We start from the raw sequence: 12,571 nt of genomic DNA on the forward strand, positions 1-12,571 counted from the left end.
CTCCGTCATGACCCAGCCGTGGACCTGGGACCAGATGCTGCGCGCGATCGTCTCGGTGTCGCCGGTCAGCTCGCCGCGGTCGACGGCGTCCTGCGTGCGGGCGATGTGGTCCTCGAGCGACAGGGCGCCGCGCTGCGCCGAGGCGTCGGTGGCGTCGTTGCCCGTGATGCTCGGCGCGAACATCACCGTGTACTCCAGCGGGTGCACGAGTGCCCAGTCCCGGTACGCGTGCGACCCGCGCAGCAGCCGCTCGACGCCGTGGAGCTCATCGACCGGCGTGAGGGCGCGGTCGAGCCCGGCGAACGCCTCCATGATCGCCGCGTCGACGAGCGCCGCCTTGCTGCCGAAGTGCGTGTACACCCCGATGGTCGAGCAGCCCGAGAGCGCGGCGACCCGACGCACGGTGAGGGCCGCCGGCCCCTCGGTACCGAGGATCCTGACCGTCTCGGCCAGGATCCGGTCACGGAGGGGCAGCGTTGACGTCGCTGTGGTCACATCACTACGTTATGGCCATAACGGCGTAATGCCATTCCCGCTCTGGGCCCCCGGCCGACGGAGGGCCGCGTCCGAGGAGCGGGCGGGGTGCGTGACGGTCGCCGACTAGACTCGCGGGCATGTGTGGAATCGTCGGCTACGTCGGTAGCCAGGTAGCCAGCGATCGCCCCCTGGACGTGGTGCTGGAGGGCCTGCGGCGCCTCGAGTACCGCGGATACGACTCTGCGGGGGTCGCGCTCGTCAGTCCGGAAGGGACGCTGGCCACCGCGAAGAAGGCCGGCAAGCTGGCGAACCTCGTCGAGGAGCTGGACCTGCGCCCGCTGCCGGAGTCGACCGCGGCGATCGGGCACACCCGGTGGGCCACGCACGGCGGTCCCACCGACGTGAACGCCCACCCGCACGTCGCCGGCAAGCTCGCCGTGATCCACAACGGCATCGTGGAGAACTTCGCCAGCCTCAAGGCCGGCCTCGAGGCCGACGGCGTCCGGTTCGTCTCCGAGACCGACACCGAGGTCGCGGCACAGCTCATCGCGCGGGCGTACGAGACCACGGGCGACCTGACCGCCGCGATGGCCGCCGTCGCTCGCACGCTGCGCGGCACGTTCACGCTCCTCGCCGTCCACGAGGACGCCCCCGACGTGGTCGTGGGTGCCCGGCACGACTCGCCGCTGGTCGTCGGCATCGGTGACGGGGAGAACTTCCTGGGGTCCGACGTCGCGGCGTTCATCTCGCACACGCGGGAGGCTCTCGAGCTCGGCCAGGACCAGGTGGTGACCATCACCCCGACCGCCGTCACCGTCACGGACTTCGACGGCCGTCCGGCGCAGGCCCGTCGCTACACGGTGGACTGGGACGCGGCGGCCGCGGAGAAGGGTGGCTTCGCGTCCTTCATGGACAAGGAGATCCACGACCAGCCGCACGCCGTCGCGGACACGCTCCTCGGCCGGACCGACGCGCACGGGCGGCTCGTGCTGGACGAGATCCGGATCGACGAGTCGGTGCTGCGGTCCGTCGACAAGATCGTCGTGGTCGCCTGCGGCACCGCCGCGTACGCGGGCCACGTCGCCAAGTACGCGATCGAGCACTGGTGCCGGATCCCCGTCGAGGTCGAGCTGGCGCACGAGTTCCGCTACCGCGACCCGGTGGTCAACGAGCGGACGCTGGTGGTGGCGGTGTCGCAGTCGGGCGAGACCATGGACACGCTCATGGCGGTGCGGCACGCCCGGGAGCAGGGCGCCAAGGTGCTCGCGCTGGTGAACACCCACGGCTCGACCATCCCGCGCGAGGCCGACGCGGTGCTCTACACGCACGCCGGGCCCGAGATCGCGGTGGCCTCCACCAAGGCGTTCCTCGCCCAGATCACGGCGGCGTACCTGCTCGGCCTGTACCTCGCGCAGCTGCGCGGCAACAAGTTCGCCGACGAGGTCTCCGCGATCCTCTCCGAGCTCCGCGCGATGCCGGACAAGATCCAGCAGGTGCTCGACCGGTCCGACCGGGTGCGCGAGACCGCGCGCTCGATGGTCGACACCAGGTCGGTGCTGTTCCTGGGTCGGCACGTCGGCTTCCCGGTGGCGATGGAGGGCGCGCTCAAGCTCAAGGAGCTCGCCTACATCCACGCCGAGGGCTTCGCCGCGGGCGAGCTCAAGCACGGGCCGATCGCGCTCATCGAGGAGGGGCAGGCGGTGTTCGTCGTCGTGCCGTCGCCGCGCGGACGTGACTCGCTGCACTCGAAGGTCGTCTCCAACATCCAGGAGATCCGCGCCCGCGGCGCCCGCACCCTGGTCATCGCGGAGGACGGCGACGACGACGTGCTGCCGTACGCCGACGAGGTGTTCTTCGTGCCGCAGTCGCCGACGCTCCTGGCGCCGCTGCTGGCCGTCGTGCCGCTGCAGATCTTCGCGTGCGAGCTGGCGACCGCCAAGGGGCTGGACGTGGACCAGCCGCGCAACCTCGCGAAGTCCGTCACGGTCGAGTGATCGTCGGCGTCGGTATCGACGTCGTCGACGTCGCGCGGTTCGTCGACACCCTGCACCGGGTGCCGGGACTGCGCGCGCGGCTGTTCACGCCCGAGGAGCGGGAGATGCCGGAGACCTCCCTGGCGGCGCGGTTCGCCGCCAAGGAGGCCATCGCCAAGGCGCTCGGCGCACCTGCCGGGATGAGCTGGCAGGACGCGACCGTGCGCCGCGTCGCCGGTGCGCAGCCGGTGGTCGAGGTCGTCGGCACCGTCGCCGCCGCGGCGGCCGCCGCGGGCGTCGACCGGTTCCACCTGTCGATCTCCCACGACGCCGGCATCGCGTCGGCGGTGGTGATCGCCGAGCGCGACTGAGGGCTCAGCGCAGCGCCGGGACGACCTCGGACTCGAACAGCTCGATGCCCGAGCGGTCGTAGGCGGCCTCCGCGAAGTACGTGATCGCGTAGGTCATGCCGAGCTTCTCGAGGGCGCGGAGCTTCTCGACGATCTGTTCCGGGGTGCCGACCAGAGGGCCGTTCCGGAAGTCCTCGGCCACCTCGGCGGCCTTCGCCGGGACCGTGTTGCTCAGGTGCTCCTCGACCCAGGCGATGCGGTCGTCGACCTCGGCCTGGGTGGCACCGATGACCACGTTGTAGTTGGCCGACCGGGTGATCTCCTCGAACGGCCGGCCGATGGCCTCGCAGTGCCCGCGCAGGATCTCGGACTTGTGCGCGAAGGCCTCGGGGGCGCCCGCGAAGTTGGTGTAGGCCGCGTGCTCGGCCGCGATGCGCAGCGTCTTCTTCTCGCCGCCGCCCGCGATCCACAGCGGCGGACCGTCCACCTGCAGGGGGAGCGGCGACAGCTGGGCGCCGTCGACCTGGTAGTGCTCGCCGGCCAGCGTCGCTGTCCCGTTGGTCCACATCTGCTTGAAGATCTGGACGCCCTCGTCGAGCATCGCGATCCGGGTGCCGGCGGACGGGAAGCCGTAGCCGTACGCGAGCCACTCGTGCTCGTACCAGCCGGCGCCGATGCCCATCTCGACACGGCCGCCCGAGATGATGTCCGCGGTCGTGGCCACCTTCGCCAGGTAGGCGGGGTTCCGGTACGCCATGCACGTGCACATCTGCCCGAGCCGGACCCGGCTGGTCGACGCGGCGAACGCGTTGATGAGGCTCCACGCCTCGTGGGTGGCCTCACCGTTGGGCTCGGGGACCGCGTGGAAGTGGTCGTAGACCCAGATCGACTCGAAGGCGTCGCCCTCGTCGGCGTGGGTGGCCAGGCCGCTCATGGTCTGCCAGTGGTCACGGGGCTCGATGCCGGTGAGGTCCTGCCGCCAGCCCTGGGGGATGAAGAGTCCGAAGCGCATGCGGGCACGTTACCTGCGCTGCGGCGCTCGCGCGCGGTCCGCTCGAATCGATGCAATCGGACATCGGTGCCCGCGCCTGCGTGCGATTGCGCTCCCACCCGTCAGGATGAGGAACGTGCTGCAGACCTGGACCTCCACGCAGGTGCGGGCAGCGGAAGAACCGCTGCTGGCGCTCGGCGTCCCCCTGATGGAGCGGGCCGCGTTCGCCCTGCACGTGCGCATTGCCGCGGTGCTGCGCGAGCTGCGCGGCGCTGTCGCCGGTGCGCGGGTGGTCGTGCTCGCGGGGCCGGGCAACAACGGCGGCGACGCCCTGCACGCGGGTGCGCTGCTGGCTCGGCGCGGGATCGACGTCCACGCGGTGCTCACCGGCTCGCGCGTCCACGAGGGCGGTCTGTCCGCCTTCCGACACGCCGGGGGACGGGTGCTGCGCGTCGACGGGCCGGTCGACGACGCGGCCGAGCTCGCGGCGGGGGCGGACGTGGTGCTGGACGGCCTGCTCGGCATCGGCTCTGACGGGACCGGCCTGCGCGGTGTGCCGGGCCAGCTCGTCGAGGCCCTCCTCGAGCGTGGGAGTCCCTACGTCGTCGCGGTCGACGTCCCGTCGGGCCTCGGGGTCGACGACGGACGGCGGGACGGGACCGTCCTGGACGCCGACCTGACGGTGACGTTCGGCGGGCTGAAGCCCGGACTGCTGCTGCCGCCCGGTGCTCGCGCGGCAGGCCGTGTGGAGCTGGTGGACATCGGGCTGGACCTGTCGGAAGTGCCCGCCGTGGTGCGGCTCGAGCCGGACGACGTCGCCGACCTGTGGCCGGTGCCCGCGCCCGACGCGCACAAGTACACCCGTGGGGTCGTCGGTGTCGTGGCCGGTTCGCGTGCCTACCAGGGAGCAGCGGTCCTCACGACGAGCGCGGCCGTGCAGGCCGGCGTCGGCATGGTCCGCTACCTCGGCGACGTCGGGGACGTGGTCGTCGCGGCGCACCCGGAGGTCGTGGTGGGCCACGGGCGCGTGCAGGCGTGGGTGTTCGGACCGGGGGTCTCGCCGGACGACGCCGGGCAGCGGCGACGCATCGGGTACGCGTTCGAGCACGTGCTGGAGCGCGGCGAGGCGGCGGTGGTGGACGCGGGGGCGCTCGAGCTCCTGCCTGCCCGCGTCGGACCGCACGCGGTGCTGACCCCGCACGCGGGTGAGCTCGCGCGGGTGCTCACCCAGCGCGGTGAGTCCGTCGACCGGACCGCGGTCGAGGCGGAGCCGCTGCGGTGGGCGCGCCGCGCGCACGAGCTGACCGGCGCGACCGTGCTGCTCAAAGGACCGGTGACCGTCGTCGCGGGCGCTGGGGGAGCCGCGTACGCGCAGGCCGACGCCCCGGCGTGGCTGTCGACGGCGGGAGCGGGCGACGTGCTGGCGGGACTGCTGGGCGCGCTGCTGGCCGGACGTGCCGACGCGATCCACGAGGACCCGTCGCTGGCCGCAGCGCTCGCGGCGACCGCCGCGCTGGTGCACGGTCGCGCGGCGCACCGGGCCAACCCCGGCGGTCCGATCTCGGCGCGCGCGGTCGCGGACGCGCTGCCGGGCACGATCGCGGAGCTGCTGGGCAGGTGACGCTGACCCCTGACCTCGCCGCCCGGGTGGACGCGCTGCTGGCGAGCGGGCCGCGGCGGATCCTGGGCATCGTCGGCGCGCCCGGCGCCGGCAAGTCGACGGTCGCCGCGCAGGTCGCCGACGCCGTCGGACCCGCGGCGGTCGTCGTGCCGATGGACGGGTTCCACCTCGCGCAGACGGAGCTGGAGCGGATCGGGCGGGCGGACCGGAAGGGGGCCCCGGACACGTTCGACGCCGACGGGTTCGTCGCGCTGCTCACCCGGCTCCGCCACCCGGAGCGCACGGTGTACGCGCCCGAGTACCGCCGGGACCTGCGCAACCCGGTCGCCGGCGCGATCGCGGTACCGCCCGAGGCGCGGCTGGTCGTCGTCGAGGGGAACTACCTGCTGCTCGACGAGCACGGCTTCGGTCCCGTCGCCGCGCTGCTCGACGAGTCGTGGTACCTGGCGCCCGACGACGGGCTGCGGCTGGCCCGGCTGGTGGCTCGGCACGAGGCGTTCGGCAAGTCGCCCGAGGCGGCGCGCGCCTGGTCGCACGGTCCCGACGAGAACAACGCCCGGCTCGTCGCGGCGACGGCCGTCCGCGCCGACGTCGTCGTGCGCCTCGCCTGACGACGTCGAGGCGCGTGACTGGTCTCTCGGCGACGGCGGTCTGTGCCGACGTCGTCGTGCGCCCTCGGTCGGCGACCGGTGCGAGACTGGGCGCCGTGAGCTCGTACCCTGCCCGCGCCGTCGTCGACCTGGCGGCTGTCCGTTCCAACGTCCGGTCGCTGGCCGCGCACGCACCGACCGCCCAGGTCATGGCCGTCGTGAAGGCCGACGGCTACGGCCACGGCCTCCTGCCGACCGCCACCGCTGCCGTCGCCGGGGGCGCGACGTGGCTCGGCGCCGCGCAGGTCGACGAGGCGCTCGCCCTGCGACGTGGCGGGATCACCGGCGCGCGGGTGCTGACCTGGCTGTACGCGCCCGGTGCGCCGCTGCGGGAGGCCGTCGATGCCGACGTGGACGTGTCCGTGTCCGCGCCGTGGGCGCTCGACGAGCTCGCCGCCGCCGCCCGCGCGGCCGGTCGTCCCGCACGCGCGCACCTCAAGGTCGACACAGGGCTGGGCCGCAACGGGCTGACCCCCGCCGACCTCGCGGCGATCCTGCCCGAGGTCCTGCGGCTGCGCGCGGAGGGCGCCGTCGAGGTCGTCGGGCTGTGGAGCCACCTCGCGTTCGCCGACGAGCCCGAGCACCCGACCGTCAAGCACCAGGGCGAGGTGTTCGCGGACGCGCTGCGCACCGTCGAGGATGCCGGGGTCGCGCTCGAGGTCCGGCACCTGGCCAACTCCGCGGCGACGCTGACCACCCCGGCGGTGCACTACGACCTGGTGCGGCCGGGCATCGCCGTCTACGGTCTGTCGCCCGTCCCGCAGCTCGGGGACCACGACGACTACGGGCTCGTGCCGGCGATGACGCTGGAGGCCGAGCTGGCGAACGTGAAGACGGTGCCCGGCGGGCACGGGGTCTCGTACGCGCACCAGTACGTCACCACGCACGACACGGTGCTCGGGCTGGTGCCGCTGGGCTACGCCGACGGGATCCCGCGGCACGCGTCGGGCACGCAGGAGCAGCTCGGCGGTCCCGTCCGCGTGGGCGGTCGCACGCTCGGCGTCGCGGGCCGGGTCTGCATGGACCAGGTGGTGGTCGACCTCGGGCCGGGTGCCACCGAGCAGGCCGGGGACCGCGTCGAGCTCTTCGGCACCGGGCGCGACGGCGGTCCGACCGCGCAGGACTGGGCGGTCGCCGCCGGCACGATCTCCTACGAGATCGTCACGCGCATCGGTGCGCGCGTGCCGCGGGTGCACGTCGACAGCGAGGCGGTCGGCCGATGAGCGTCACGGTCCGCCTTCCCGACGCGGAGGCCACCCGGGCGTACGGACGCGCGCTCGCGGACGTCCTGCGGGCGGGCGACCTCGTCGTGCTCACCGGGGACCTGGGGGCGGGCAAGACCACCCTGACGCAGGGCATCGGAGCCGGTCTGCAGGTGCGCGGGCAGGTGGCCTCGCCGACGTTCATCATCGCGCGCGAGCACCCGCCGGTCGCGCGGCCCGACGGCAGCCGTGGGCCGACGCTCGTGCACGTCGACGCGTACCGGCTGGGATCGCTCGACGAGGTGGACGCGCTCGACCTCGACGCGAGCCTGGACGAGGCCGTGACCGTGGTCGAGTGGGGCGAGGGGTGGGTCGAGTCGCTCGCGCAGGACCGTCTCGAGGTCACGCTGCAGCGGCCGCGCGGAGGGGCCCTGGCCGACGACGACCTCGACGACGCCGCCGCGGGGGAGCGCGTCGTCACCGTGCGGGCCGTCGGTGCACGCTGGGCGGACGTCGCGCTGCCCGACGCCGAGCCGGTGGCAGGCTGACCTCGTGCCCGTCCTCGCTCTCGACACGTCCGCCGCCGTCGCGGTGGCCCTCACCGACGACGCCGGTGCCATGCTGGCGGAACGCTCGGACCCGCAGCAGCGGCACCACGCGGAGCTGCTGACCCCGATGATCGCCACCGTCCTGGCCGACGCGGGGGTGGACCGGCGCGAGCTCACGTCCGTCGTCGTCGGCACGGGTCCGGCGCCGTTCACCGGGCTGCGCGTCGGGCTCGTCACCGCGCGGACGCTCGCGCTCGCGCTGGGCATCCCGGCGCGCGGGGTCCCGAGCCTCGACGCCGTGGCGCTGCGGGCGTCACGGGTCCTGCCGGCCGGGACCGATGTGCTGGTCGCGACGGACGCGCGGCGTCGCGAGGTGTACTGGTCGCTGTACCGGCTCGTCGGCGCCGGCCGGATCGAGGTGCTCGTCGCACCGGAGGTCGCGGCGGCCGCGGACGTGGCCGCCGACGAGCGCACCGCGGGTGCTCTGGTGGTCGGGCGCGGCGCGCTGCTGTTCGCCGACGCGTTCGGACGACCGGCGACGGGCCCGGTCGTCGCTGCCGGCGCCGAGCTCCCGCCCGTGCAGGACGGCGTGGACCTGGAGGCGGCCGGGCTCCTCGACCCCGACCCGGCCGAGCTCGCTCGGCTGGCCCTCGACCGCGTGGTCGCGGGTCAGGTGCTCCGCACCGAGCCGCTGTACCTGCGTCGGCCCGACGCGGTGCCCCAGGCTGCGCGCAAGCGCGTGCTCGGATGACGGACCAGCCCGAGGAGATCAGGGTCCTGACGGCTGCGGACCTGCCGGCCCTGGAGCGCATGGAGATCGAGCTGTTCGGCGCGGCCGCGTGGTCCCCGGAGAGCCTCGCCTCGGAGATCGTCGGTCCCGGGCGCTGGTACGTGGGCGCGGTGGTCGGCGGCGAGCTGGTCGGGTACGCCGGCCTGTGGTTCGACGGGTTCGACGCGCAGGTCATGACGATCGGCACGGACGAGCGGTTCCAGGGTCGCGGTCTGGGCCGGCGGATGCTCGACAACCTGCTGGACCATGCCCGGACGGTCGGTGCCGCCGTCGTGCTCCTCGAGGTGCGGGTGGACAACGACCCCGCGATCCAGCTGTACGAGAGCGTCGGCTTCGAACGGCTCGGCATGCGCCGGGCGTACTACCAGCCCGGGAACATCGACGCGTGGACCATGCGGCTGGACCTGCGTGGTCGGGAGGAGCCTGCATGACCAGGGACGCCGTCATCGTGGACGCGGTCGCGCTGAACACGGCGCTCGCGAGCGCCGACCCGCCGGTTCTGCTCGACGTGCGCTGGGCGCTCGGGCAGACGGACGGCCACGACCGGTACCTCGACGGCCACCTGCCCGGCGCCGTGTTCGTGGACCTCGACACCGAGCTCGCCGGCCCGGCCTCCCCGCAGGACGGTCGCCACCCGCTGCCCGACCTCGCCGCGTTCGAGGCCGCCGCCCGTCGCTGGGGCGTCTCGGGGGACCGCCCGGTCGTCGCCTACGACGCCGTCGGCGGCACGTCGGCCGCCCGCGTGTGGTGGCTGCTGCGCTGGGCAGGTGTGCGCGACGTGCGGCTGCTCGACGGTGGGCTCGCAGGGTGGACGGACGCGGGCCTGCCGCTCGAGGCAGGAGCCGTGACGCCCGAGCCGGGGGACGTCGTCCTGGAGCCCGGCGCGCTGCCGACGATCGACGCCGACGAGGCGGCCGCGTGGGACGGCTCGCTGCTCGACGCGCGCGCGGCCGAGCGGTACGCCGGCGACGTCGAGCCCGTCGACCCGCGCGCGGGCCACATCCCCGGGGCCCTGTCGGTCCCGACGGCGGGGAACCTCGGCCCTGACGGCACGTTCCTGTCCGATGCGGCGCTGCGGAAGCGGTTCGCGGCGGTCGAGGGCCCGGTCGCCGTGTACTGCGGCTCGGGCGTGACGGCCGCGCACGAGGTCGCGGCGCTCGCGTCGATCGGCGTCGAGGCGGCGCTGTACCCGGGCTCGTGGTCGCAGTGGTCGAACGACCCGGCGCGGCCGGTGGAGACAGGGCCGGCCGCGGCCCGGGTCTAGCGACGGTCAGACGGTCAGCGACGCCTGCGCGTAGTCGAGGCGCTCGGCGCGGGGCCGGTGCGTGCCGGCGCCGTCGACGTGGCCGACGTTGACGACGAGGAGCGACTTCCAGCCGTTGTCGGCGAAGAACTCACTGTCGATGGCGTCGGCGTCCATGCCGCCCATCGGGCCTGCGGCCAGGCCGGCGGCGCGCAGGCCGACGATCAGGTAGCCGGCCTGGATGAGGGCGTTCGTCCGGGCCATCGACTCGCGCTGCTCGGGCTGGCCCGCGAGCGAGTCGGCGAGCGCGGCCATGTGCGGCGCGAGCGTGGGGATGTGCGCGTGGAAGCCGGTGTCGGCCGCCAGGACGAGCGAGACGGGGGCGGCCAGGACGCGGTCGCGGTTGCCCTCGCTCATGTGCGCGGCGAGGCGCTGACGGGCCTCGGGCGTGCGGACGACCAGGAGGCGCAGCGGAACGGTGTTGAGGGCGGTCGGGCCCCACTTGACCAGGTCGTAGACCGCGGCGATCTGCTCGTCGCTGACCTCGTCGGGGGTGAACGCGGCGGCGGTGCGCGCCTCGCGGAACAGGAGGTCCGCGACGTCGTCGGCGACCGCGAGGCGCGGTGTCGGGAAGTCGAGGCCGTCGAGGACAGTGGTGTCAGTGGTCATGGTTGGTTGAAGCGTCAACCACCTCCGGTTGTTCCGAGCAGCGGGGTGGCGGTCGTCACAGCGGCGCGGCCACTTATCCTGGGCGCATGGCAGACCCCCTCGTCCTCGGGATCGAGACCTCGTGCGACGAGACCGGCGTCGCACTCGTGCGCGGCTACGACCTGCTGGTCGACGCCGTCGCCAGCTCGGTCGACGAGCACGCACGGTTCGGCGGGATCATCCCGGAGATCGCGTCGCGGGCCCACCTCGAGGCCATGGTGCCGACGATCGAGCGGGCGCTGGCCACCGCCGACGTCTCGCTCGGCGAGGTCGACGCCGTCGCCGTCACGGCCGGCCCCGGGCTCGTCGGACCCCTGACCGTCGGAGCCTCCGCCGCCAAGGCGCTCGCGCTCGCGCTCGACAAGCCGCTGTACGGCGTCAACCACGTGATCGGGCACGCGGTCGTCGACGAGCTGGTCGACGGCGCGTTCCCCGAGCGGGTCATGGCCCTCGTCGTCTCCGGCGGGCACTCGTCGCTGCTGCTCCTCGACGACGCGGTGAACGTCACCGAGCTCGGCTCGACGCTCGACGACGCGGCGGGGGAGGCCTTCGACAAGGTCGGCCGGCTGCTGGGCCTGCCGTACCCGGGCGGGCCGCACATCGACCGTCTCGCGCGTGAGGGCAACCCCGCCGCGATCCGCTTCCCGCGCGGCCTGACCGCCGCGAAGGACCAGGCCGCGCACGCCGCCGACTTCTCGTTCTCCGGGCTCAAGACCGCCGTGGCCCGCTGGGTGGAGGCCCGGCAGGACTCCGGCCAGGAGGTGCCGCTGCCCGACGTCGCCGCGTCGTTCGCCGAGGCGGTGGCCGACGTGCTGACCGCCAAGACGATCGCGGCCTGCCGTGCGCACAGCGTGGACACCCTGGTGGTCGGCGGCGGGTTCTCCGCGAACTCCCAGCTGCGGGAGATGGCGGCGAAGCGGTGTGCCGAGGCCGGCATCACGCTGCGCATCCCGCCCATCCGCTACTGCACCGACAACGGCGCGATGATCGCCGCGCTCGGCTCGGCCGTCGTGCGCCGTGGGCTGCCGCCGTCGTCGCTGGACCTGCCGGTCGACTCGTCGATGCCGCTGACCCAGGTGCTGGTCTAGGCGGGGACGGCGGCCGGCTCGGCCGCCCAGGCGCGCCAGACGCGGGCACCCAGCAGGAACGGCACCGTGAAGACGCACGCGTAGAACACCAGGACCTGCCAGGTGAGGGTCGAGGCGACCGAGACGGCGTCGTCGTCGTTGGTGAACGTGGTCGTCGCGCCGAGGAACACCCGCTCGAGGGTGCCGCCGCCCATCTGCCCGATCGTGTCGAGCGTCCCGATGCCGTACGCGAAGGCCAGGTACGCCACGGCGCCGACGGCGAGCGCGCCCCAGACCGCCCCGGTGGCCCAGCGGGGCACCGGTCGGCCGAGCTCGCTCAGGTAGGCGTCGGCCAGCACGCGGGGGTGCCCGAGGTCGGCGACCGCCTGCCGCATGCCGACCTCGGTCGCCGTGGCGGTCAGCTCGGTGCGCAGCTCCCGCACGATCTGCTTGTCCTTCGGGTGGTCCTGCAACGCCCAGCTGAGGCGCGTCAGGTAGCGCTCGCGGACGAGGGTGTCGCGCAACGACGGGCTCATGAGGACTCCTTCGGGGTGGCGCGGGCGAGCAGCCGGTCGACCGTCGCGGAGAGCTGCCGCCAGGACCGGGCGGTGGCCCACAGCTGGTCCGTGCCGGTCGGCGTGGGGACGTAGTACTTGCGGGCCGGGCCCGCGCTGGAGGCGACGAGGCGCGACGAGATCTGACCGTCGCGCTCGAGGCGGTTGAGCACCGGGTAGAGGGTTCCGGTGCTCAGGTCGTCGAGACCGCCCTCGTGCAGGCGGGTGACCAGCTCGTACCCGTACGACTCCCGCTCGGTGAGCAGAGCCAGCACGAGCATCGGGAGCACTCCCTTGAGGAGCTGCGGGTCGCGGGGCTCGTCCATGCGCTCAGGCTATGCCCGCTAGTAGGTATAGACAAGTAGTAGGTCACGCCGGATTCGGAACGTCCGACAGA

At 74.0% G+C, this 12,571-nt stretch carries 14 protein-coding genes and 1 pseudogene; 10 read left to right on the plus strand and 5 right to left on the minus strand.

Features of this window, described 5'->3' with window-relative positions; translation table 11 throughout:
- Window positions 1-3: 3 nt before the first annotated feature.
- Window positions 4-495: pseudogene (locus ASD16_RS22140) on the minus strand (TetR/AcrR family transcriptional regulator); the annotation flags it as partial.
- Window positions 496-614: 119 nt separating this feature from the next.
- On the opposite strand from ASD16_RS22140, the gene glmS reads away from it, so the two are divergent.
- Window positions 615-2,471, plus strand: coding sequence for a glutamine--fructose-6-phosphate transaminase (isomerizing) (gene glmS / locus ASD16_RS01865; protein ID WP_055912212.1), 1,857 nt, complete (start codon window positions 615-617; stop codon window positions 2,469-2,471).
- Window positions 2,468-2,821, plus strand: a complete 354-nt coding sequence (locus ASD16_RS01870; protein WP_055912214.1) for a holo-ACP synthase — start codon at window positions 2,468-2,470, stop codon at window positions 2,819-2,821. The genes glmS and ASD16_RS01870 overlap by 4 nt, the downstream gene beginning before the upstream one ends.
- Before the next feature lie 4 nt (window positions 2,822-2,825).
- Here the strand turns inward: ASD16_RS01870 and ASD16_RS01875 are convergent, their stop codons facing one another.
- The gene (locus tag ASD16_RS01875) at window positions 2,826-3,812 is read right to left on the minus strand and encodes an LLM class F420-dependent oxidoreductase (RefSeq protein ID WP_055912215.1); all 987 of its coding nucleotides are present in this window, start codon (window positions 3,810-3,812) and stop codon (window positions 2,826-2,828) included.
- Between the two features lie 106 nt (window positions 3,813-3,918).
- Between ASD16_RS01875 and ASD16_RS01880 the strand changes: the two genes are divergently transcribed.
- From ASD16_RS01880 to ASD16_RS01910, 7 genes are all read left to right on the plus strand, one after another.
- A complete protein-coding gene (locus tag ASD16_RS01880; protein WP_082570547.1) occupies window positions 3,919-5,412 on the plus strand; it encodes a bifunctional ADP-dependent NAD(P)H-hydrate dehydratase/NAD(P)H-hydrate epimerase in 1,494 nt (497 codons plus the stop codon).
- Window positions 5,409-6,023 (plus strand): nucleoside/nucleotide kinase family protein, encoded by a 615-nt coding sequence (locus tag ASD16_RS01885; RefSeq protein ID WP_055912219.1) that lies wholly within the window; start codon window positions 5,409-5,411, stop codon window positions 6,021-6,023. The genes ASD16_RS01880 and ASD16_RS01885 overlap by 4 nt, the downstream gene beginning before the upstream one ends.
- Before the next feature lie 95 nt (window positions 6,024-6,118).
- A complete protein-coding gene (gene alr, locus ASD16_RS01890; protein WP_055915565.1) occupies window positions 6,119-7,285 on the plus strand; it encodes an alanine racemase in 1,167 nt (388 codons plus the stop codon).
- Entirely contained in the window at window positions 7,282-7,812 is a 531-nt protein-coding gene (tsaE, locus tag ASD16_RS01895; protein WP_055912221.1) for a tRNA (adenosine(37)-N6)-threonylcarbamoyltransferase complex ATPase subunit type 1 TsaE, read from the plus strand. The genes alr and tsaE overlap by 4 nt, the downstream gene beginning before the upstream one ends.
- Before the next feature lie 4 nt (window positions 7,813-7,816).
- Window positions 7,817-8,563 carry a tRNA (adenosine(37)-N6)-threonylcarbamoyltransferase complex dimerization subunit type 1 TsaB gene (tsaB, locus tag ASD16_RS01900; RefSeq protein ID WP_055915567.1) on the plus strand — a complete coding sequence of 249 codons (747 nt, stop codon included), beginning with the start codon at window positions 7,817-7,819 and terminating at the stop codon, window positions 8,561-8,563.
- The gene (gene rimI / locus ASD16_RS01905) at window positions 8,560-9,033 is read left to right on the plus strand and encodes a ribosomal protein S18-alanine N-acetyltransferase (protein ID WP_055912222.1); all 474 of its coding nucleotides are present in this window, start codon (window positions 8,560-8,562) and stop codon (window positions 9,031-9,033) included. Before tsaB ends, rimI begins: the two co-directional genes overlap by 4 nt.
- Entirely contained in the window at window positions 9,030-9,866 is an 837-nt protein-coding gene (locus tag ASD16_RS01910; protein ID WP_055912224.1) for a sulfurtransferase, read from the plus strand. Before rimI ends, ASD16_RS01910 begins: the two co-directional genes overlap by 4 nt.
- Window positions 9,867-9,872: 6 nt before the next feature.
- Here the strand turns inward: ASD16_RS01910 and ASD16_RS01915 are convergent, their stop codons facing one another.
- Window positions 9,873-10,514 carry a malonic semialdehyde reductase gene (locus ASD16_RS01915; RefSeq protein ID WP_055912225.1) on the minus strand — a complete coding sequence of 214 codons (642 nt, stop codon included), beginning with the start codon at window positions 10,512-10,514 and terminating at the stop codon, window positions 9,873-9,875.
- An 86-nt stretch (window positions 10,515-10,600) separates the two neighbouring features.
- Between ASD16_RS01915 and tsaD the strand changes: the two genes are divergently transcribed.
- On the plus strand, window positions 10,601-11,641 hold the full coding sequence (gene tsaD / locus ASD16_RS01920; protein ID WP_055912226.1) for a tRNA (adenosine(37)-N6)-threonylcarbamoyltransferase complex transferase subunit TsaD: 1,041 nt from the start codon (window positions 10,601-10,603) through the stop codon (window positions 11,639-11,641).
- Here tsaD and ASD16_RS01925 read toward each other — a convergent pair.
- Both ASD16_RS01925 and ASD16_RS01930 read right to left on the minus strand, forming a co-directional pair.
- The gene (locus ASD16_RS01925; protein WP_055912228.1) at window positions 11,638-12,156 is read right to left on the minus strand and encodes a hypothetical protein; all 519 of its coding nucleotides are present in this window, start codon (window positions 12,154-12,156) and stop codon (window positions 11,638-11,640) included. The genes tsaD and ASD16_RS01925 overlap by 4 nt on opposite strands.
- Window positions 12,153-12,500: a PadR family transcriptional regulator gene (locus tag ASD16_RS01930; RefSeq protein ID WP_055912229.1), complete on the minus strand. Its 348-nt coding sequence runs from the start codon at window positions 12,498-12,500 to the stop codon at window positions 12,153-12,155. Before ASD16_RS01930 ends, ASD16_RS01925 begins: the two co-directional genes overlap by 4 nt.
- Window positions 12,501-12,571: the final 71 nt, after the last annotated feature.

The sequence above is a fragment of the Cellulomonas sp. Root485 genome, assembly GCF_001426705.1.
Classification (GTDB): domain Bacteria; phylum Actinomycetota; class Actinomycetes; order Actinomycetales; family Cellulomonadaceae; genus Cellulomonas.